A 19,854-nucleotide genomic window follows, 5' to 3' on the forward strand; every position below is an offset into this window, starting at 1 on the left:
CACCCTTGCCCTCTCCCCGTAAACGGGGAGAGGGTGTCGCCGTTTTGCGGCTATTCGCGAGAAATTTCCTTCCACGAGCCGCCTTCGATCTTCGAGATCAGGATGGCGTTGCCGCCCTGGTGGTCGGTGGCGCTGAAGTCGACATCGACATCGGCGATCTCGTCGCGGAACTTCAGCGATTCAAGCGCCTTCACGAAGGATTCCGAGGTCAGGTCCTTGCCGGCCGCGTCGAGCGCCTTGACGAAGGTCTCGGCGGCGGAACGGCCAAGCAAGGCGCCGGTGCCGGGATCCTCCTTGAAGGCCGTCTTGTAGCCCTCGACGAAACTCTTCACCGCCGGATTGTCCATGCGCGCCTCGAGGTCGGACCAGCCGGCCGCGGCGTAGAAGCCGTCGGTAACACCGCCCGGCACCTTGGCGATCGCCGTGTGGAAGGAGGCCGATGTTCCGAAGATCGCCACGTCGTTCCAGCCCATCTTCTTGGCGGTGCCGAGCACGGTGATGACCTGGCGGATGCCGAGCGCCACGCCGATCATGTCGCAGCCTTCTTCCTTCAGCTTGGTCAGCGAGCCGATGAAATCCGCCTCGTCGACCTTGTGCGTGGTTTCGGCCTTGAAGGTGATGCCGGCTTCCTCGGCGCCCTTCTTGGCGCCCTCCTCCATTTCCTGGCCAAAGTCGGTCGGCAGGTACATGGCGCAGACTTCCTTGGCGCCGGTCTCCTTGGCGAGGTATTTCACCGCCGCGCGGCTCTGGTCGTAGTAGGACGAGAAACCGGTGAAGCGCAGCGCGATCGGCTCCTCCACCATCTGGCGGGCCGCCGACAGCGGCAGGAAATTGACGATGCCCTTCGGCTCCTGCAGCTTGAAGCCGGCGATATTGATCGGGGTGCCGAGCGTCATGAAGGACGCGAAGATCTTGTCGGAATTGATGAGCTTGTTGAAGGCCTGCATCGCCTTCGGCACCTGATAACCATGGTCCTCGACGATCAGCTTGATCTGTCGGCCATGCACGCCGCCCTTGGCATTCACCTCGTCGAACACCTGCTGCGCCGCCTTCATGGCCGGCACGCTGAAGCCGGCAAACGGGCCGGAGAGGTCGGCATTGGAGCCGATCACTACTTCCGTGTCGCTGACACCTTGCGTTTCCGCGAGGGCTGTCGATGCGAGGCCGGCGGCGAGTGTGAATGCAAGGATCGATTTTGCGATCGTTGATGTCATTTCAGGTCTCCTCCTTGGTTTTGTTCCCTGATACGGCCGCCTTATGGCTAACCGTACATTTCCTCGATCAGTCTCCCGTGCTTCTGTTCGACGAAGCTGCGCTTCAGTTTCATCGTCGCCGTCAACTCGTCATCCTCCGCCGTCAGAAGCACGTCGATCAGCCGGAAATCCTTGATCTGTTCGACCCGCGCAAATTCGCGGTTGGTTTCGGCAACGACGCCGCCGATGAGTTCGCGCACCTCGCGCGCCGCGCAGAGCGACTTGAAGTTCGAGAACGGCACGCGCCGGTCCTGCGCGAATTTCTCGACATTCTCCTGGTCGATCATCACCAGGCAGGTAAGGTATTTGCGCTTGTCGCCGATGATGACGGCATCGGAAATGTAGGGCGAGAACTTCAGCCGGTTCTCGATTTCGCTCGGGCTGATGTTCTTGCCGCCGGAGCAGATGATGATGTCCTTGGCGCGGCCGGTGATCGAGAGGAAACCCTGATTGTCGATGCGGCCGAGGTCGCCGGTCCTCAGCCAGCCGCCCTCGATGATTGTCTCTTCGGTCTTGTCCGGCTTGTTCCAGTAGCCCTTGAAGACGTTGCCGCCGCGATACTGGATCTCGCCGTCGGGCGCGATGCGCAGTTCGCCGCCCGGCACGACCTTGCCGATCGAGCCGGTCTTGCAGTCGTCCATCAGGTTGAGCGAGATGACGCCCGAACTCTCCGTCATGCCGTAGCCTTCGAGCACGGTGACGCCGATTGCCTGGTACCACCTGAGAAGGTCGGGAGAGATGGGGGCTGCGCCCGTTGTGCCGCGCCGCAGCCGGTCGAGGCCGAGCATGCGGCGCAGATTCTTCAGTACCATGAAATCCCAGAAGGCATAGGCCGCGGCGGTCGTCAGCGGCACCTTGCGGCCCTCCTCCAGCCGGTCGGCGCGTTTCCTGCCGGTGGCTATGGCCCGGCGGTAGGCCCACCGTCCGAGATGCGTGGAATCGCCGGCCATGATGGTGACGCGCGAATAGATCTTCTCCCAGACGCGCGGCACCGCGGTGAACACATGCGGGCTGACCTCCCGCACATTGTCGAACACGGTTTCCGGGCTTTCAGCGAAGTTGACCGTCGATTTCAACCCGATCGGCTCGAACACGGTGATCAGCCGCTCCAGGATATGGCAGAGCGGCAGGAAGCAGACCTGCTCGTCGGTGTCCCTGACCGGCAGCGTCAACAGCGCCCCGGTGATCGAGCACATGATGTTCGCGTGCGTGATCATGGCGCCTTTCGGCGGTCCTGTCGTGCCCGAAGTATAGACCAGGATGGCGGTGTCCTCAGGCCGGGACCGATCGATCTCCTCCTCGAAGCGGTGGGGATTGGCCTTCAGGAAATCGCGGCCGATCCGGTAGAGATCATCAAGGAAGATCACCTTGTCGTCGGAAAACCCGTGCAGCCCGTCGCGATCGTAGACGATGACCTTGGCAAGCCCAGGCGTGTCGTTCCTGACCGAGAGGTACTTGTCGAGCTGCTCGTCGTTTTCGACGAACAGGAAACGACTGTCGGAATCGTTGACCAGATAGCGCAGCTGGCTGGCCGAATCCGTCGTGTAGACGCCGGACGCGATGCCGCCGACCGACTGCACGCCGAGATCGGTGTAGATCCATTCCTTGTTGTCTTCGGAGAGGATCGAGACGACCTCGCCGCGCTTCAGCCCGAGCGCTGTCAGGCCAAGGCCGATCAGCCGCGCATGTTCGTAAAAATCGGTCCAGGAGTAGGCGAGCCAGATGCCGTAATCCTTTTCGCGGTGAGCGATCTTGGGCCCGAGTTCCCTGCAGCGCTGGCGGAACAGTTTCACCAGCGTGTCGCAACCGTCGAAGAAGAACGGCCCCCTGGTGACGTCGGCGTTGATGGTGAACCCGTCGACAGTGCGCTGGGGAGGCATGTTCGCAGTGATTGTCATGGAAGCCTCCGAATCTTGCCAAGTCTGATACCCCCACCCCTAACCCCTCCCCCTTGTGGGGAGGGGTTAGGGGTGGGGGTTGCGCCAGATAGGGTGACCTTCTCCATCGGGATGAAAGGGGAGCGCTGACGGCCGTTCATTTGCTTCCCCATCATCGCCATGTCTTCTTCTGCTTCCAGCGTTTCTGGCCGCGCTGCGACTGCTCCTGGACGCCGAGATAGAACTCCTGCACGTCCTTCGATTGCAAAAGGCGCTCGGCCGTGTCTGCCATGACGATGCGCCCAAGCTCCATCACATAGCCGTAGTCGGCGATTTCCAGCGCGACGCGCGCATTCTGCTCGACCAGCATCATGGTGACGCCCTGCTCGCGGTTCAGCCTGCGGATGATCGAGAAGATCTCCTTCACCAGCAACGGCGACAGGCCGAGGCTCGGCTCGTCGAGCAGCATCAGCTTCGGCCGCGCCATTAATCCACGGCCGATCGCCAGCATCTGCTGCTGGCCGCCAGACAGGGTGCCGGCAGCCTGCCTGCGCCGCTCCGCGAGGATCGGGAAATACGAATAGACCATCTCCTCGTCGGCACGGATGCCATCGGCATCCGACCGCACGAAGGCGCCCATCTGCAGGTTTTCCTCCACCGTCAGCAGCGGAAAGACCTCGCGGCCCTCCGGCACGTGCACGATGCCGGCGCGCACCACCCTGTCCGGTTCGGCGCTGGCGATGTCGTCGTTGCCGTAGAGGATTTGCCCTTTTTGCGGATTCATCACCCCGGAGATGGTCTTCATCAGCGTTGTCTTGCCGGCACCGTTGGCGCCGAGTACGGTAACGATCTGGCCTTCGCGCACGTCGAGGCTGACGCCGCGGATCGCCATGATCGGCCCATAGTAGGTTTCGAGATTCCTGATCGCGAGAACGGGTGCCGGAACCGGTTCGGGCAACGCAAGGATTTCCTCCAGCGTTGTCATGCCACCACCTTCTGGTGCGGGTCGGAAACGCCGATATAGGCCTCGATCACCTTGGGATGGTTCTGCACTTCATGCGCGGTTCCGAGCGCCAGCGCCTTGCCGTCGGCGAGCGCCAGCACGCGATCGGAGACCGCCGAAACGAGATGCATGTCGTGCTCGACCATCAGCACGGTGACGCCCATCTGCGACTTGATGTCTTCAACCCAGAAGGCGACATCCTGGGTCTCTTCCACCGAAAGGCCCGAAGCCGGCTCATCCAGCAGAAGCAAACGCGGCTCGATGGCCAGCGCCCGGCCCATCTCGACCACCTTGCGGACGCCGTAGGGCAGACCGGCGATGTATTTATCGCGATAGGCTTGCAGGTCGAGGAAGTCGATGACCTTCTCGACCGCCTCGCGGTGCCGCCGCTCCTCCTGCCGCACGAACGGCGTGAACAGCAATTCGTTGACGAGATTGCCCTTGCGGTGCCGGTGACGTCCGACCAGCAGGTTCTGCAACACCGTCGCCTGCTCGAACAATTCGATGTTCTGGAAGGTACGGGCGATGCCGAGCCGCGCCATCTCGTGCGGCGCCTTGTCGAGAATGCTCTTGCCGTCGAAACGGATATCGCCCTCGACTGGATCGTAGATGCGCGACACCAGGTTGAAGAGCGTCGACTTGCCGGCGCCGTTCGGTCCGACCAGCGCGAACACTTCGCCCTCCTCGACCGAGAACGACACCTTGTTGACTGCGACGACGCCGCCGAAGCGCAAGGTGACGTTGTCGATCTCGAGCAGACTCATCTCAACCGCTCCGTCTTCAGATAGCTTTTCTGGCGACGGAACATGTCGCGGCGGTAGAAGGGGAACAGCTCGAAATAGGTGCGGATCTTGACCCAGCGGCCATAGATGCCGGTCGGCTCGAACAGGATAAAGAGGATCAGGATAACCCCGAAAACCGCGCTTTCGAGCCCGGGGATTGCCATTGAGCCGGTGCCAAGCAAGCCGCCGATGAAATCGCGCGACAGCGCGATCGCCTGCGGCAGCAGCGCCACCACGATGGCGCCGAAGAAGGCGCCGTGGATCGAGCCCAGCCCGCCGATGACGATCATCAAAAGCAGCTGGATAGAGATGATGATGGAGAAGGTCTCGTTGTTGAAGACGCCGGCGAAATGCCCCATCAACGCACCGGCCAGCCCGGTGATGGCGGTCGAGATGCCGAAGGCGGTCGCCTTGGTGCGGGCGACGTTGACGCCCATCGCCTGCGCCGAAACCTCGGAATCGCGCACCGCCGCGAACGCCCTGCCGAGCGGCGCCCGCAACAGGTTGCGGTAGACGAGTACGGTGAGGACGACGACCAGCAGTACCAGCCAGTAGAAGCGATCCGGCGTCACGTAGCGATCGATCTCCAGCCCGAACATGCTGATGGTGGGCGTCATCAGCCCGGTGACGCCACCGGTGAGCGGCTCGGCCAGCACGATGATGTCGTCGGTGAGGATGGCGATCGCCAGCGTCGCGATGGCGAGATAGATGCCGTGCAGCCGTGCCGTCGGGATAGCGAGCAGCACACCGGCAAACCCCGCGATCAGTCCGGCCAGCGGGAACGACACGATGAACGGCAGGCCAAGCCTTTCCTGCAGGAGTACGTTGGCGTAGCAGCCGATCGCCAGGAACGCGGCGTGGCCGAGGCTTGCCTGCCCGCTCTGGCCGACCAGCACCATCAGCCCCATGCCGGCGATGGCCCAGATCAGCATGTTGGTGACCTCGCCGAGCAGGAAAACGTCGAGCAGGACGGGCAGCACGAGCGCCAGCGCCAGCAGCGCCAGATACCATGCGGCCTGCGCGCCATGGCGGAAGAGATTGATGTCGGCGTCGTAGGAGGTTTTGAAGACCGTCCGCATCGCCGCTCAGACCTTCTTCCGATGGACCTGGGCGAGAATGCCGTGCGGACGGAACACCAGAATCAGGAAGAGCAGCAGGTAGGGCATGATCTGCGAATAGCCGGCGGCGATGTAGCGCGAAGCGAACGGCTCGATCAGCCCGACGATGATGCCGCCGAGCAGCGCGCCGGGCAGGCTCCCGAACCCGCCGATGACCGCCGCGGCGAAGGCCTTGATGCCGAGCAGTCCGGCCGAAGGATCGATGGCGCCCTTGGAAGCGAAGAGCACGCCGGCAATGGCCGCGACGGCGCCGGCCAGCGCCCAGATCAGCGAGTGCACCCGCTTGACGGGTATGCCCATGTAGTAGGCGGCAAGCTGGTTCTGCGATGCGGCCTGCATGGCGATGCCGAGCTTGGTGCGGTTGAAATAGAGATAGAGCATGACTGTCAGAAGCACGGTGACGACGATGACCGACACCTCGTCGAGGCCGAGCACCACGCCGCCGAAACGCAGATCCTTGCCGGCGATCGGCGATTCCAGCGATACCGTCTCGTGGCCCCAGATCGCTCCGGCGATGAAACGCAGCACGAAACCCAGCGCAATGGTAAGGATGACGACGGCGATCTGCGATTGGCCGAACATGCGGCGAAGGACGATCAGGTCGAGCAGGTAGCCGAATACGCCCATGATGAAGATGGCGATCGGCACCGAGAGCCAGAACGGCAGGCCGAGCCAGGCCTGGTTGGTGAGCCCGACGGTGATGAAGGCACCGAGCATCATGAAGTCGCCCTGGGCGAAGTTCACCGCTTCCGTCGCCTTGTAGATCAGCACGAAGCCGAGCGCGATCAGCCCATAAACGCAACCATTGGCCAAGCCGCTGACGACAAGCTGCAATACGTCCAAAGACGTCCTCCTCCTCTTCCCGCGATCTTGCGCCGCGTTTGTTCAACTATAAGCTGCCGTTCCGGAACGGCAACAAGCCCTACTTCAGTCTGGCTTGATGAACACCTTTCCATTCGGTTTGGCGAGTGCGGGCGGCACGTCAGCCATCGCCTTCGAAAGCGGCACTATAGCCGTCACATCGGTTGCCCAGCGCCCGTCCGAAAACCGTTTCTGTGCTTCCATCACCGCCCGATTGCGGCGCTCCGGCGATTCGCGCATCCACATCGGCAGCCAGAAACCCTCGATCACCTTCTGCTGGAAGATCAGTTGGCCGGGCTCGAGGATCGGCGTCGTCGAGGGGTCGAGCCGGCCGTAGACAATCCAGCGCGAGCGCTTCGGCATGACGTGGAAGATGCCGGCCGCGAGCGGCCCGGTCATTGCATCGAGGAAGATGCGTGGCTGCTCGGCCTTGACGACGTCCTTGAGACTGGACTTGAAGTCCTCCGCTTCGGAATTCAGCACATGCGCGGCGCCGATTTCCTTGAGAAGCGTTATCTGGTCGTCGCGCCGCACGATGGCGATCGGCCGGAAACCTTCCTCCCTGGCCACGGCAATGATCAGCTTGCAGAGCTGGCTGGCGCCGGCCGTCACGATGAAGGCCTTTTCGCCTTCGTCCTTGACGATGCCGAACATGGCGAGCGCCGTCAGCGGATTGACGATCATCGCCGCGCCGTCCTCGTCGCGGACCGTGTCGATGAGCGGAATGCAGGCGGCGGCCTCCGCCACCGCATAGTCGGCCCAGGAGCCCCAGCCGCTCGTACCTGTCGCGAAGGCGACACGCTTGCCGGCGAAGCTTTTCGCCAGCGGTTCGTCGCCGGTCGCCGCGACGGTGCCGACGCCTTCGAAGCCGGCCGGCTGGCCCTTCTGGCGCGGTTGCCCGTACATGCCCTTCAGAAACATGACATCCGACGGGTTGATCGAGGCGAGATTGACCTTGATGAGGAGCTGTGTCGGCTTCGGCGACGGAACCGGCACGACACCCGGCACGACATAAGGCTCCATCGCTTCCAGCGCGCTGCCCGATGGCTTCGGCGCATAACCGTCGTTCGTCTGCAGCAGCGCTTTCATCTCGGCGGGGATAGCCATGGGTCGCACTCCGATCAGGGTTTCAGGATCAGCTTTCCGACGGCGCCGCGGCCGATGACACGGGAGAGTACCTTGGCGGCATCGGCAAGCGGATATGTTCCTTCGACGACCGGTTTGATCTTGCCGGCCATGTACCAGCCTATCAGTTCCTTCATGTTTGCCGAATAGACCTCCGGCTCCTTGCGCGTGAAGGCGCCCCAGAACACGCCGACCACGCTGAAACCCTTGACCAGCGACAGGTTGACCGGAAATTTCGGGATCGTGCCGGAGGCAAAACCGATCACCAGCAGCCGGCCGTTCCAGCCCATCGAACGCGACAATGCATCGAACACCTCGCCGCCGACCGGATCGAAGGCGACATCGACGCCCTCGCCGCCGGTTGCCTTCTTCAGCTCGTCCTTGAGGTTTTCATAGCCGAGCACGATGTCGGCACCGGCGCTCTTGGCGACCGCGCGCTTCTCGTCGGAGGAGGCGACCGCGATCACCCTGGCGCCCATCGCCTTGCCGATCTGCACGGCGGCGACGCCCGTTGCGCCGGATGCGCCGAGCACGCACAGCGTTTCGCCCGGCTTGAGCTGTCCGCGCTGCTTCAGCGCATGATGCGAGGTGCCGTAACCGCAGATCAGCGCGCAGGCGTCGGCGGCGCTCATACCGTCCGGCAGCTTCATGACGGCGGACTCCTTGACGCCGACCTTTTCGGCGTAGCTGCCGATCGTCGAGAGTGCCGCTACCCGGTCGCCCACCTTCACCGACTTGACGTCGGGCCCGACCGCGACGGCGCGTCCCGCCGCTTCCATTCCCGGCACGAACGGCACTTGCGGCTTCATCTGGTAGAGGCCCTGGACCAGCAGCCCGTCGGGGAAATTGACGCCGATCGCCTCGGCCTCGATCACCACGGTGTCGCCGCTGACTTCCGGTTCGGGCCAGTCCGCATAGTCGAGTGCTTCGATGGGACCAAATTCGCGTGCGATAATCGCTTTCATACCGGTATCAGACCTTTTCCTGCGTATATTTGCGCAATTCGTTGCGTGCCACCTGCCGGCGATGCACGGCGTCAGGACCATCGGCCAGCCGCAGCGTCCGCAGATGCGTCCAGGAGCGCGCCAGAGGCGTGTCCTGGCTGATGCCCTGCCCTCCATACATCTGCACCGCCTCGTCGGTGACCTTCAGCGCCACCTTCGGCGCCACCACCTTGATCTGGCTGATCCACGGAGCGGCCGCCCGTGCGTCGCCCTGGTCGATCATCCATGCGGCCTTCAGGCAGAGCAGCCTGGCCATCTCGATTTCCATGCGGCACTCGGCGATGATGTCGTAGTTGGCGCCGAGCTGCGCCAGCGGCTTGCCGAACGCCTCGCGGCGCATCGAACGCTTGCACATCAGCTCCAGCGCCATCTCGGCCTGGCCGATGGCGCGCATGCAGTGATGGATGCGGCCGGGCCCGAGCCGGCCCTGCGATATCTCGAAGCCACGCCCCTCACCGAGGATCAGGTTGGTTTTCGGCACCCGGACATTGTCGAAACGGAGGTGGAGATGGCCATGCGGGGCATCGTCGTCCCCATAGACCTTCATGGCGCGAAGTTTGGTCACGCCCTTGGTATCGGCGGGCACCAGCACCATCGAGTGCTGTTGGTGCCGGACATCGCCGCCGGTCCTGACCATGACGATGTAGATGGCGCAGCGCGGGTCGCCGGCGCCGGAGGACCACCACTTCTCGCCATTCAGCACATAGCTGTCGCCATCGGCCTCGCATTTCATCGAAATGTTTGTCGCGTCGGAAGAAGCGACATCCGGCTCGGTCATCAGATAGGCCGAACGGATCTTGCCTTCGAGCAGCGGCTTCAGCCAGCGTTCCTTGTGATCCTCGGAGCCGTAGCGTTCGAGTACCTCCATGTTGCCGGTGTCCGGCGCCGAGCAGTTGAAGGTTTCCGCGCCGAGATGCGCCTTGCCCATCTCCTCGGCCAGGTAGGCATATTCGACAGTGGAAAGGCCGTAACCCTTGTCGGAGCCAGTCAACCAGAAGTTCCACAGACCACGCTCACGCGCCTTGGCCTTCAGCCCTTCAAGGATTTCGGTCTGCCTGTCCGTGTAGGTCCAGCGGTCGCCGCTCTTGCCGACCTCGGCAAGAAACTCTTCGTCGAGCGGGATGATCTCCTCGCGCACCATACGGCTGACCCGTTCGTGGATCGGCTTCAACCGATCGGTCATACCCAGGTTCATGTCGGCCATTCACACAGTTCCTTCCGTTGCACCAAGGCCGCCGAGTGCGTATGCGACCACCTGTTCGACGATCCTGTCGATGTCTTCCGATGTTTCGCCGTCGCGCGGCGTGTACCAGAAGATCGGCGAGTTCAGCGTCATGAACATGAGCTGGTTGGCGATGCTGAGATTGGCGAAGCGCATGGCGCCTTCCCGCTGCGCTTCGGCGATCGTCTCGCGAAAAATGTTGCCGTACTTGGTGCGGTCTTCGAGCAGCTTGCCGAACACGTCGCGCTGCTGCGGCGTCGTCGAGCCCCTTAGGTGCATCTCCACGCCTTCCCAGACGGCGCGCTGGAACGACTTGGTATCGATCATCAGGCGAACATGGATGGTGGCCATCTTCTTCCAGCGTTCGACCGCCGGACCCGGCATATCCCGGCAGGGTGCGATCGCGGCGTAGATCATGTCGATGCCGGTGCGAAAAACCTCCGCGAAGAGATCGGCCTTCGAGGGAAAGTGATGATAGATGCGGCCCTTGGTGGCGCCAAGCGCCCGCGCCACGTCGTCGATCGAAGTCACCGCATAGCCGCGTTCGAGAAAACAGGCAGCGGCGGCGCGCAAGATGTCGGCGCGCGAATCCTCCACTCCAAGTTCCCCGACGCTGAGCGCCATCGGTCTGCAATCCTCCCTGTGGGCAGCGGCGATTGACAATCGCTGCTTTCGGGTCTTTACGGCCCGTCAAATGATGAACATACTACCGGGTATGTTGTCAACGCGGCATCCCATTTATGAACGCCGCGGCAGGGAGGAATGATGGCCTATCTCGATGAGTTGTTTTCGGTCGCCGGCAAGAAGGCCCTGGTAACGGGGGCCGCCACCGGCATAGGCAGGATGGCCGCGACGGCGCTGGTGCAGGCGGGCGCCGAGGTGATGATCGCCTCGCGCAAGGGTGCCGATTGCGAGCGGGTGGCCGGCGAACTCAATGCGCTTGGCGCGCCCGGAAAGGCCGAGGGCTTTGCCGGCGACGTGAGTTCGGAAGCCGGGATCGACGCTCTGGTCGGCGGGGTCAAAAATCGCACCGACAGGCTGCATATCCTGATCAACAACGCCGGCGTTTCCTGGGGGGAGCCGCTTGAAACCTTCCCCTATCACGCCTGGGGCAAGGTCTTTAACGTCAACGTCACGGCGGTTTTCCATCTCACCCGCGAATTGCTGCCATTGCTGGACAAGGCGGCAAGCGACGCCGACCCGGCCCGAATCATCAATCTGGGCTCGGTGATGGGTACCCAACCGCTTGCCGACGATGCCTATTCCTACACCGCCTCCAAGGCTGCCGTTCATCACCTGACCCGCACGCTCGCCAGCGAATTCGCCAAGCGGCGGATTACCGTGAATGCTTTTGCGCCGGGGCCTTTCCAGAGCCGGATGACCGCCTTCGCTACCGGCACGGACGAAAAGGCCGAGCGGGTCGCCAGCCGCGTTCCCATCGGCCGGATCGGCTCACCGGGTGACATTGCCGGCGCAACATTGTATCTGTGCAGTCTGGCCGGCAGCTACGTCACCGGAGCCATCCTTCCGATCGACGGCGGCCAATCGGTGCAGCATGGCATGACGCTCTTCAAGGAGTGACGTGCGCTGGAATGGAGTGCTTCCCTTGAGCTCGATCACGCTTGATGAATTGCTGGGTAACACCGGCAAGGAAGTTGGCATTTCGCCATGGCGGGTGGTGACGCAGACCATGATCGACCAGTTCGCCGATGCCACGGACGATCACCAATGGATCCACGTCAATCCGGAGCGCGCGGCGGCTGAAACGCCGTTTGGCGGCTCCATCGCGCACGGGTTCCTGACGCTGTCCCTGCTCTCGGCGATGACCTACGAAACCTTGCCGACCCTCGAAGGCGCCGGCATGGGCATCAATTACGGCTTCGACAAGCTGCGTTTCATCACGCCGGTCAAGACCGGCGCCCGCATCCGCGCCCGCTTTTTCCTTGCCGACGTCAACGCGCGACCGTCCGGCTGGATACAGATCACCTACAATGTGACCATCGATATCGAGAATTCGCCGAAACCGGCGATCACTGCGAAATGGCTGACGATCGCCGTCATGGAACGAAAGGAAGAGACTGCATGAGCGACCCGAATGCGCTTGATGCCGTTCTTCTTGCCCCTTATCTCGAAGCCCACATTCCAGGATTTTCCAATCTCGAGTCGGTCGAGAAATTCAAAGCCGGCCAGTCCAATCCGACTTACCTGCTGACGGCGTCCAGCGGCCGCTATGTGCTGCGCGCCAAGCCGCCCGGCGAGTTGCTGAAATCCGCCCATCAGGTCGACCGCGAGTTCCGTGTCATGCAGGCGCTGGCCAGCACCGCCGTTCCGGTGCCCAAGGTCCTACACCTTTCGGGCGAGGATTCGCCTATCGGCCGCATGTTCTATGTCATGGATTTCATCGACGGACGCATCTTCTGGGATCCGGCCCTTGCCGACATTGCGGACAATGCGGAACGCGCCGCGATCTACGATTCCATGAATGCCACGCTGGCAGCACTGCACGACGTCGACATCGAGGCGGTCGGCCTCGGCGGCTACGGCAAGCCCGGGAATTATTTCGAACGCCAGTTGGGCCGCTGGTCCAGCCAGTACCGGGCTTCCGAAACGGGCGCCGTCGCCGATATGGACAGGCTGATCGGGTGGCTGGAAGAAAACCAGCCCGCCGATGACGGGCTGGTGTCGCTCGTTCATGGCGACTACCGGCTGGACAACATGGTCTTCGCGCCGGACCGGCCCTCGGTCATCGCCGTGCTCGACTGGGAGTTGTCGACGCTCGGCCACCCCTTCGCCGATATCGCCTATCAGTGCATGCAGTGGCGGTTGCCGCATTTTTCGTCGAGCTTCCGTGGCCTTGGCGGCGTCGACCGCGCAGCAATCGGCCTCCCCTCGGAAGAAGACTACGTCGCGACATATTGCAAAAGACGGAAAATTGCCGGGATCGGCAACTGGACATTCTATCTTGCTTTCTCCTTCTTCCGTCTCGCCGCGATTTGCCAGGGTGTGTACAAACGCGCACTTGACGGCAATGCTTCGAATCCCGAAAAGGCGAAGCTTTACGGTGACGCAGTGAAACTGTTGGCTGGTCTTGCGGTGCGGCTGATCGACGGAAAGGAATGAGATGAGCCGCTTTCAAGGCTTGACGGTTCTTGTAACCGGCGCGACCGGCGGGTTTGGACGCCGGACCGCCGAGCGTTTCGCCGACGAGGGCGCGCGGCTGGTATTATCCGACCTCGACGAAAGCTCGCTGACGGAATTCGCGTCCTCGTTGCAGACGGAGGTCGCCACGCTGGCGGGCAACGTCGCCGACGAAACGCTGTCGGAATCCCTTGTCGAACTCGCTGTGAAGCGCTTCGGTTCGCTGGATATCGCAATCAACAACGCAGGCGTCGCGCAAAGTTTCGTCAAGCTGCCGCAGGTGCCCTCGGATGAGGCACGGCGCATCATAGAGATCGATCTCCTGGGTGTGTTCTACGCCATGAAGCACCAGATCCCGGTTATGGAAAAGCAGAACCGGGCAAACGGCCACGGCGGAACAATCGTCAACATCGCCTCCGTTGCCGGCCTTGCCGGCGCGCCCCGCCTGTCCGTCTATGCAGCCGCCAAACATGGCGTGATGGGCCTTACCCGTTCGGCCGCCGCCGAATATGCCTCCAAGGGCATCCGCGTGAACGCGGTCTGCCCCTCATACGCGCGCACCAACATGGTAGGCGATTTCGTCAAGCTGGCCGGCGGCCGCGAAGCGGAAGCAATCGCCGAACTGACGCGCGGCGTGCCGATGAAGCGGGTCGCCGAGATCGACGAGGTGATCGAGGTCATCATGTTCGCCGCCGATCCTAAGAATTCCTTCATGACCGGACATGCGCTGTCGGTGGATGGCGGCATAACGGCGATCTGAAAATCCTCGCCGCAGCGCACCTACCATGGAAAATAAACAACCAGGGACCGACCGCGCGCTCGGTCAATCGCCTTTTTTGCGCCGCTTCGGTTCTCCGGGAATGGATGTGATGGTGATCGAGACGGGATCGCTGGCCGGGAACGAATCCTCCAGTCCGATATCGAGTTCTTCCTCGAGCGTGGCCTTCGAGAGGCCGCGTCGACCGATGTTGCCCTGCTCGGTCTTGCGTTCGCTCGGCCGATCCTGGGGCCGGTGACGGTCCTCGCCCGAAATGTCGTCGTCCTTGTCGGTCGGGATGTGGTCGATCATCAATGGTGCTCCTGTGGCTCACGGAAACGCCATCATATCTCGAAGGTTCCTGGCAATCGGCGGCTTTCGAGAGTCCGGCTACGCCGCCGCATCGCGCGCCGCGTCCGACAGGAAGGCGAAGACGTAGTCGGAAAACGACCGCCAGCATTCGACGCGGAATTCATTCTCCGCCGTCCGCCAGAGCACGATCTCGGCCTTGCCGAGCACTGTGCGCGAGCAGGCACCGGTGGGAAACGCGGCAAGCGACAAGTCCTGCGGGCAGCCGGAATTGACCGTGGCGGCGGCTGCCGGGCCTGAAACGGCAATGCCGATGTTGCGGTGAGAAATCCCCACAGCCGAATGCAGCACCCTGGCTGAAGCCAGGTCCGCCATCGGATCTTTCCCTGCTTCGTCGATAACCAGCCATTCGTCGGGTCCGAGCCACAGCGCCGTGCGGCCTGCCCTGGAGGCCGAGGACTTCGGCATCTGAGGCAGCTTCACGCCCAGCGCCTTGGACAACGCCGCGACCGAGGCTGCCGGCGCACGCAGCGAAATGCGCTCCGCCGGCGGCAGGATCGCAAGCGTGACATCCCTGGCGGAGACCTTGCTGCCCGCCAGTGCGGGGCATCGCTCGGCGGAAACCGCGGTGACGGTCCTTTTTGCCGCTGCCTTAGCCATTGAGACGCTCTCCCTTCTCGTCGAAGAACACCATGCCGGTCACCTCGACCTCGATCGTCTTGTCCGGCATTGGCACGTAGAGCGTTTCGCCCATACGGTCGCGGCCGCCGGCGACAAGCGCCAGGGCAATGCCGCGGCCGCAGTTTTCCGACCAGTAGGACGATGTGACATGGCCGATCATGGTCATCGGGATCGCCTGGTTGGGATCGGCGACGATCTGCGCGCCTTCCTCCAGCACCACCTTGGGGTCTTTCGTCTTCAGGCCGACCAGCTGCTTGCGGCCCTTGGCGACGAGATCGGGACGGGTCATGCCGCGGATGCCGACAAAATCGGTCTTCTTCTTGCCGACCGCCCAGTCGAGCCCGGCATCGTTGGTGGTGACGGTGCCGTCGGTGTCCTGCCCGACAATGATGTAACCCTTCTCGGCGCGCAGCACGTGCATGGCTTCAGTGCCGTAGGCGCAGGCGCCATGCTTTTGGCCTTCCGCCCACAGCGCCTCCCAGACGGCTTGCCCGTAGTCGGCCGGTACGTTGACCTCGAAACCGCGGTCGCCGGTGAACGACATGCGGAACAACCTCGTCGGCACGCCGCAGATATTGCCCTCGCGCACCGACATATGCGGCATCGCTTCGTCCGACATGTCGATGCCTTCGACCAGCGGCTCGATGATCTTGCGCGAGTTCGGCCCCTGCACGGCGATCACCGCCCACTGCTCGGAAATCGAGGTCAGCCAGACGTTGAGATGCGGGAACTCGGTCTGGAGGTAATCCTCCATGTGGTTCATGACGCGCGCCGCGCCGCCGGTGGTCGTGGTGACGTGGAAGCGATCCGACGCGAGACGGCCGACGACACCGTCATCGTAGATGAAGCCGTCTTCGCGCAGCATGATGCCATAGCGGCAGCGGCCGGGCTCCAGCTTCTCCCAAGGGTTGGTGTAGAGCAGTTCCATGAATTTCGCCGCGTCCGGCCCGACCACCTCGATCTTGCCGAGCGTCGAGGCGTCGAACAGGCCGACGGACTTGCGCACCGTCACGCATTCGCGGTTGACGGCGGCATGCATATCCTCGCCGGTCCGTGGGAAATACCAGGCGCGCTTCCACTGGCCGACGTCTTCAAACACCGCGCCTTGCGCCTCGGCCCAAGGATGAATTGCCGTCTTTCGCGTCGGATCGAACAGCGGCCCGCGCGCATGGTTGACGATGGCGCCGAACGTCACCGGCGTATAGGGCGCGCGGAAGGTGGTGAGGCCGACTTCGGGTATTTCCTTGCCCAGCGACTCGGCTGCGATGGCCAGCCCGTGCATGTTGGAGGTCTTGCCCTGGTCGGTCGCCATGCCGTTGGTTGTGAAGCGCTTCACATGCTCGATCGAGCGCATGCCTTCATGCACGGCCTGCCGGATATCCTTGGCGGTGACGTCGTTCTGGAAATCGACGAAGGCCTTGACGGTGGTGTCGGCGCCGGCGCCCGGACCGGCGCCAAGCATGCCGCCTGTCCAGGTTTCGGACGTTTCGGCGTTCAGCCTGATGCCCTTCGCTGCCTTCGCGCCGGCTTCCCTGGCCGCCTTTTCACCGGCGGAAAGTGCCTCGGCAACGGTGGCCGCCAGTCCGTCAGTACCGGCGCACGCGCCAACCGAAACGCAATCTTGCGCATAGTTGCCCGGCAGGAACCGCCTCGTCGCATCGTCGAACGCAACCTTGCCGCGCGACTGCGAGAAGAGGTGCACCGATGGTGTCCAGCCGGACGACATCAGCAGCGCATCGACGGGAATGGTCCGCTCCGCACCGCCGTTCTTCGGCTGGATGACCATCGACGAGACGCGCAGCTTGCCACGCGCCTTGACGACTGCGCGGCCATGGTTGATTTCGATACCGAGCGAGCGCGCCTCTTCAACGGCAGGGCCGGACGGGTTGTCGCGCAGATCGACTATCGCGGCGATCTCGACACCGGCTTTTTTCAGGTCGATGGCGGCGGCGTAGGCGGAATCGTTGGCGGTGTAGACGCCGACGTTGCGGCCGACCGCAACGCCATGATGATTGAGATAGGTACGGGCCGCCGAAGCCAGCATCACGCCCGGGCGGTCATTGTCGGCGAACACCATGTGCCGCTCGATGGCGCCGGTGGCAAGGATGACGCGTTTGGCGCGCACCTGCCACAGACGCTCGCGCGGCAGGTCGTGGCCGGGATTGGCGAGATGCTCAGTCACGCGCTCGACCAGCCCGACGAAATTCTGCGCGTAGTAGCCGAAGGCCGTGGTGCGCGGCAGCACGCGCACATTGTCCATCTTCGCGAGTTTTGCGGCCGCCGCCTGGGCCCAATCCCAGCCGCCCTCGCCGTCGACCTTCGCTCCCGATTCGAACCGCAAGGCGCCGCCGAACTCCGCCTGCTCGTCGCAGATGATGACGCGCACACCGGTTTCCGCAGCCGCCAGCGCTGCCGCCAGACCGGCCCCGCCGCCGCCCAGCACCAGCACCTCGCAATTCGCGTAACGGGAAGAATAGTGGTCGGGATCCGGCTGGTCCGGGGCGATGCCGAGACCGGCGGCCGAGCGGATGTTCGGCTCGTAGATGCTCTTCCACGCCGACTTCGGCCACATGAAGGTCTTGTAGTAGAAGCCTGCCGAAAACAGCGGCGAAGCGATGTCGTTGACCGCGCCCACGTCGAATGACAGCGACGGCCAACGGTTCTGGGAGTTCGCGGTTAGCCCGTCATAAAGCTCCTGCACGGTGGCGCGGACATTCGGCGTCTTGCGCGCGGCGTCGCGTTCGACCGAGACCAGCGCATTCGGCTCCTCGGCGCCGGCCGAGAGAATGCCGCGCGGCCGGTGATATTTGAAGGAGCGTCCGACCAGATGGACGCCGTTGGCAAGCAGCGCCGAAGCAAGCGTGTCGCCCTCGACACCAGCATAGGATTGTCCGTCGAAAGAGAACCGCGCGGTTTTCGCCGGCGTCAGCCGGCCCTGTCCGGCGATGCGATAGGTGCCGGCCATCAGGCTTTCCCCTTCTTCGACGGCGTTCGTTTCGCTGCCGGCTTCTTCACATTGAGCTGGTCCGGAGGCCGATTGGCCCACGCCGCCGGCCCGCTATCGTTTGCCGCGCGCGAAATATCAGGCTTCGGCTCACCTGCCTTGTAGGTGACGATGAACTTGTCGGTGACGGTGTCGCGCGCCGCGTTGAAGAAACGCGCGCAGCCATGGATGTGCCGCCACCGCTCGTAGATGACGCCCTTCGGATTCGAGCGGATGAAGAAGAATTTTTCGAAATCCTCGTCCGAAATTCCGGTTATCTCCGTCGAGCGCGCAATATGCGCCTCGCCGGCGCTGCGGAATTCGAGTTCCGGGCGCTCTTCCTCGCAATAGGGGCAGCGGATGAGAAGCATTTTTGTCCCTGCGAAATCAGTGTGCGACGGCGGCGGCCGCCGCCTCGTCGATCAGCCGGCCAGTGCGGAAGCGCTCGATGGTGAACGGCGCGTTGATCGGGTGCGGATTGTCGTTGGCGATGGTGTGGGCAAACACATGTCCCGAGCCCGGCGTCGCCTTGAAGCCACCCGTTCCCCAGCCGCAATTGACGTAGAGCCCGGGCACCGGCGTCTTGGCGAGGATCGGCGAGCGGTCCGGCGTCACGTCGACGATGCCGCCCCATGAGCGCAGCATCTTCATGCGCGTGAACATCGGGAACATCTCGCAGATGGCATCGAGCGTGTGGGTGAGAATGTGCAGGCCGCCGGTCTGCGAATAGGAGATGTACTGGTCAGTGCCGGCGCCGATGACCAGTTCGCCCTTGTCAGATTGCGAGATATAGGCGTGCACGGTGTTCGACATGACGACACACGGGAATACCGGCTTCACAGGCTCGGACACCAGCGCCTGCAGCGGATAGCTTTCCAGCGGCATGCGCACATCGGCCATCTGCATGATTACCGATGAATGGCCCGCCGCGACGACACCGACCTTCTTCGCGCCGATGAAACCACGCGTCGTGTCGACCCCGGTCACATGGCCGTTGGCTGATCGCCTGACGCCTGTCACTTCGCAATTCTGGATGATGTGGACGCCGCGGTCGGAAGCAGCGCGGGCATAACCCCAGGCGACCGCGTCATGGCGTGCGGTGCCGCCGCGCCGCTGCAAAGCCGCACCCATCACCTGATAGCGGGCGGCTTGCGAAATGTTGAGCGGCGGGCAGTACTCCTTTGCCTGTTCCGGCGTCAGCCATTCGTTGTCGACGCCATTCAGCCGGTTGGCATGGATGTGGCGCTTGAACACTTGGATATCGTGCACGTTGTGGGCCAGCATCATGACACCGCGCGGCGAATACATGACGTTGTAGTTCAGATCCTGGCTGAGCCCGTCCCACAGCTTGACCGCATGATCGTAGATGCCGGCGCTCTCGTCGTAGAGGTAATTCGAACGGATGATCGTCGTGTTGCGGCCGGTGTTGCCGCCGCCGAGCCAGCCCTTCTCCAGCACCGCCACATTGGTGATGCCGTGCTCCTTGGCGAGATAGTAGGCGGTCGCCAGGCCGTGCCCACCGGCGCCGACGATGATGACGTCATATTCTTTTCTCGGCTCCGGCGAGGACCACTGTTCCTCCCAGCCCTTGTGGCCGCGCATGGCTTCGCGGGCAATGGCAAAGACCGAATATTTCCGCATGTTTCCAAGCCTCGCAGTACCGGAACGGACGCACGCTCCGTTGAGTGGCGAGGTGTATCACTAGCGAAAAGCCGGTGCCAGCTTTGCGCTGTTTGCGACG

General features: G+C 63.1%; 19 protein-coding genes. 4 read left to right on the plus strand and 15 right to left on the minus strand.

Translation table 11 applies throughout. The features are described from left to right. Positions 1 to 50: 50 nt before the first annotated feature. From OHD58_RS00095 to OHD58_RS00140, 10 genes are all read right to left on the minus strand, one after another. Positions 51 to 1,214, minus strand: a complete 1,164-nt coding sequence (locus OHD58_RS00095) for an ABC transporter substrate-binding protein (protein ID WP_263800974.1) — start codon at positions 1,212 to 1,214, stop codon at positions 51 to 53. Positions 1,215 to 1,261: 47 nt separating this feature from the next. After that, positions 1,262 to 3,151 carry an AMP-dependent synthetase/ligase gene (locus tag OHD58_RS00100; RefSeq protein ID WP_263800975.1) on the minus strand — a complete coding sequence of 630 codons (1,890 nt, stop codon included), beginning with the start codon at positions 3,149 to 3,151 and terminating at the stop codon, positions 1,262 to 1,264. Positions 3,152 to 3,302: 151 nt separating this feature from the next. After that, the gene (locus tag OHD58_RS00105) at positions 3,303 to 4,115 is read right to left on the minus strand and encodes an ABC transporter ATP-binding protein (protein WP_263800977.1); all 813 of its coding nucleotides are present in this window, start codon (positions 4,113 to 4,115) and stop codon (positions 3,303 to 3,305) included. Continuing rightward, positions 4,112 to 4,897, minus strand: coding sequence for an ABC transporter ATP-binding protein (locus OHD58_RS00110; RefSeq protein WP_263800978.1), 786 nt, complete (start codon positions 4,895 to 4,897; stop codon positions 4,112 to 4,114). Before OHD58_RS00110 ends, OHD58_RS00105 begins: the two co-directional genes overlap by 4 nt. Continuing rightward, complete coding sequence (locus OHD58_RS00115; RefSeq protein ID WP_263800980.1) at positions 4,894 to 5,994, minus strand: branched-chain amino acid ABC transporter permease; 1,101 nt, start codon at positions 5,992 to 5,994, stop codon at positions 4,894 to 4,896. The genes OHD58_RS00110 and OHD58_RS00115 overlap by 4 nt, the downstream gene beginning before the upstream one ends. 6 nt (positions 5,995 to 6,000) lie before the next feature. Beyond that, positions 6,001 to 6,876 carry a branched-chain amino acid ABC transporter permease gene (locus OHD58_RS00120; protein WP_263800981.1) on the minus strand — a complete coding sequence of 292 codons (876 nt, stop codon included), beginning with the start codon at positions 6,874 to 6,876 and terminating at the stop codon, positions 6,001 to 6,003. An 84-nt stretch (positions 6,877 to 6,960) separates the two neighbouring features. Next, positions 6,961 to 8,001, minus strand: coding sequence for an alcohol dehydrogenase catalytic domain-containing protein (locus OHD58_RS00125; RefSeq protein ID WP_263800982.1), 1,041 nt, complete (start codon positions 7,999 to 8,001; stop codon positions 6,961 to 6,963). A gap of 14 nt (positions 8,002 to 8,015) precedes the next feature. Next, positions 8,016 to 8,984, minus strand: a complete 969-nt coding sequence (locus OHD58_RS00130; RefSeq protein WP_263800983.1) for an NADPH:quinone oxidoreductase family protein — start codon at positions 8,982 to 8,984, stop codon at positions 8,016 to 8,018. Between the two features lie 7 nt (positions 8,985 to 8,991). After that, positions 8,992 to 10,227 carry an acyl-CoA dehydrogenase family protein gene (locus OHD58_RS00135; RefSeq protein ID WP_263800984.1) on the minus strand — a complete coding sequence of 412 codons (1,236 nt, stop codon included), beginning with the start codon at positions 10,225 to 10,227 and terminating at the stop codon, positions 8,992 to 8,994. Then, complete coding sequence (locus OHD58_RS00140) at positions 10,228 to 10,869, minus strand: TetR/AcrR family transcriptional regulator (protein ID WP_263800985.1); 642 nt, start codon at positions 10,867 to 10,869, stop codon at positions 10,228 to 10,230. It lies immediately after the preceding gene. A 141-nt stretch (positions 10,870 to 11,010) separates the two neighbouring features. Between OHD58_RS00140 and OHD58_RS00145 the strand changes: the two genes are divergently transcribed. From OHD58_RS00145 to OHD58_RS00160, 4 genes are read left to right on the plus strand one after another with little or no spacing between them, the layout of a single operon-like run. Next, positions 11,011 to 11,826, plus strand: coding sequence for an SDR family oxidoreductase (locus OHD58_RS00145; protein WP_263800986.1), 816 nt, complete (start codon positions 11,011 to 11,013; stop codon positions 11,824 to 11,826). A 25-nt stretch (positions 11,827 to 11,851) separates the two neighbouring features. Then, entirely contained in the window at positions 11,852 to 12,331 is a 480-nt protein-coding gene (locus OHD58_RS00150; protein WP_263800988.1) for a MaoC family dehydratase, read from the plus strand. Beyond that, on the plus strand, positions 12,328 to 13,365 hold the full coding sequence (locus OHD58_RS00155) for a phosphotransferase family protein (protein ID WP_263800989.1): 1,038 nt from the start codon (positions 12,328 to 12,330) through the stop codon (positions 13,363 to 13,365). Before OHD58_RS00150 ends, OHD58_RS00155 begins: the two co-directional genes overlap by 4 nt. Position 13,366: 1 nt before the next feature. Continuing rightward, positions 13,367 to 14,143, plus strand: coding sequence for an SDR family NAD(P)-dependent oxidoreductase (locus tag OHD58_RS00160; protein WP_263800990.1), 777 nt, complete (start codon positions 13,367 to 13,369; stop codon positions 14,141 to 14,143). A 63-nt stretch (positions 14,144 to 14,206) separates the two neighbouring features. Here the strand turns inward: OHD58_RS00160 and OHD58_RS00165 are convergent, their stop codons facing one another. From OHD58_RS00165 to OHD58_RS00185, 5 genes are all read right to left on the minus strand, one after another. Further along, on the minus strand, positions 14,207 to 14,452 hold the full coding sequence (locus OHD58_RS00165; protein WP_263801607.1) for a hypothetical protein: 246 nt from the start codon (positions 14,450 to 14,452) through the stop codon (positions 14,207 to 14,209). A gap of 78 nt (positions 14,453 to 14,530) precedes the next feature. Continuing rightward, positions 14,531 to 15,109 carry a sarcosine oxidase subunit gamma gene (locus tag OHD58_RS00170; RefSeq protein ID WP_263800992.1) on the minus strand — a complete coding sequence of 193 codons (579 nt, stop codon included), beginning with the start codon at positions 15,107 to 15,109 and terminating at the stop codon, positions 14,531 to 14,533. Further along, the gene (locus OHD58_RS00175; RefSeq protein WP_263800993.1) at positions 15,102 to 18,095 is read right to left on the minus strand and encodes a sarcosine oxidase subunit alpha; all 2,994 of its coding nucleotides are present in this window, start codon (positions 18,093 to 18,095) and stop codon (positions 15,102 to 15,104) included. Before OHD58_RS00175 ends, OHD58_RS00170 begins: the two co-directional genes overlap by 8 nt. Continuing rightward, entirely contained in the window at positions 18,095 to 18,484 is a 390-nt protein-coding gene (locus OHD58_RS00180; RefSeq protein WP_263800994.1) for a sarcosine oxidase subunit delta, read from the minus strand. Before OHD58_RS00180 ends, OHD58_RS00175 begins: the two co-directional genes overlap by 1 nt. 16 nt (positions 18,485 to 18,500) lie before the next feature. Then, complete coding sequence (locus tag OHD58_RS00185; protein ID WP_263800996.1) at positions 18,501 to 19,754, minus strand: sarcosine oxidase subunit beta; 1,254 nt, start codon at positions 19,752 to 19,754, stop codon at positions 18,501 to 18,503. Between the last annotated feature and the right edge of the window lie 100 nt (positions 19,755 to 19,854).

It is taken from the genome of Mesorhizobium sp. ZC-5 (assembly GCF_025753855.1).
Taxonomy (GTDB): Bacteria; Pseudomonadota; Alphaproteobacteria; order Rhizobiales; family Rhizobiaceae; genus Neomesorhizobium.

What these genes read in the sequence shown, in the direction of transcription:
- OHD58_RS00095 (WP_263800974.1), bottom strand. Translation starts at nt 1,214, where the DNA reads ATGACATCAACGATCGCAAAATCGATCCTTGCATTCACACTCGCCGCC.
- OHD58_RS00100 (WP_263800975.1), bottom strand. Translation starts at nt 3,151, where the DNA reads ATGACAATCACTGCGAACATGCCTCCCCAGCGCACTGTCGACGGGTTC.
- OHD58_RS00105 (WP_263800977.1), bottom strand. Translation starts at nt 4,115, where the DNA reads ATGACAACGCTGGAGGAAATCCTTGCGTTGCCCGAACCGGTTCCGGCA.
- OHD58_RS00110 (WP_263800978.1), bottom strand. Translation starts at nt 4,897, where the DNA reads ATGAGTCTGCTCGAGATCGACAACGTCACCTTGCGCTTCGGCGGCGTC.
- OHD58_RS00115 (WP_263800980.1), bottom strand. Translation starts at nt 5,994, where the DNA reads ATGCGGACGGTCTTCAAAACCTCCTACGACGCCGACATCAATCTCTTC.
- OHD58_RS00125 (WP_263800982.1), bottom strand. Translation starts at nt 8,001, where the DNA reads ATGGCTATCCCCGCCGAGATGAAAGCGCTGCTGCAGACGAACGACGGT.
- OHD58_RS00130 (WP_263800983.1), bottom strand. Translation starts at nt 8,984, where the DNA reads ATGAAAGCGATTATCGCACGCGAATTTGGTCCCATCGAAGCACTCGAC.
- OHD58_RS00135 (WP_263800984.1), bottom strand. Translation starts at nt 10,227, where the DNA reads ATGGCCGACATGAACCTGGGTATGACCGATCGGTTGAAGCCGATCCAC.
- OHD58_RS00140 (WP_263800985.1), bottom strand. Translation starts at nt 10,869, where the DNA reads ATGGCGCTCAGCGTCGGGGAACTTGGAGTGGAGGATTCGCGCGCCGAC.
- OHD58_RS00145 (WP_263800986.1), top strand. Translation starts at nt 11,011, where the DNA reads ATGGCCTATCTCGATGAGTTGTTTTCGGTCGCCGGCAAGAAGGCCCTG.
- OHD58_RS00155 (WP_263800989.1), top strand. Translation starts at nt 12,328, where the DNA reads ATGAGCGACCCGAATGCGCTTGATGCCGTTCTTCTTGCCCCTTATCTC.
- OHD58_RS00160 (WP_263800990.1), top strand. Translation starts at nt 13,367, where the DNA reads ATGAGCCGCTTTCAAGGCTTGACGGTTCTTGTAACCGGCGCGACCGGC.
- OHD58_RS00165 (WP_263801607.1), bottom strand. Translation starts at nt 14,452, where the DNA reads ATGATCGACCACATCCCGACCGACAAGGACGACGACATTTCGGGCGAG.
- OHD58_RS00170 (WP_263800992.1), bottom strand. Translation starts at nt 15,109, where the DNA reads ATGGCTAAGGCAGCGGCAAAAAGGACCGTCACCGCGGTTTCCGCCGAG.
- OHD58_RS00175 (WP_263800993.1), bottom strand. Translation starts at nt 18,095, where the DNA reads ATGGCCGGCACCTATCGCATCGCCGGACAGGGCCGGCTGACGCCGGCG.
- OHD58_RS00180 (WP_263800994.1), bottom strand. Translation starts at nt 18,484, where the DNA reads ATGCTTCTCATCCGCTGCCCCTATTGCGAGGAAGAGCGCCCGGAACTC.
- OHD58_RS00185 (WP_263800996.1), bottom strand. Translation starts at nt 19,754, where the DNA reads ATGCGGAAATATTCGGTCTTTGCCATTGCCCGCGAAGCCATGCGCGGC.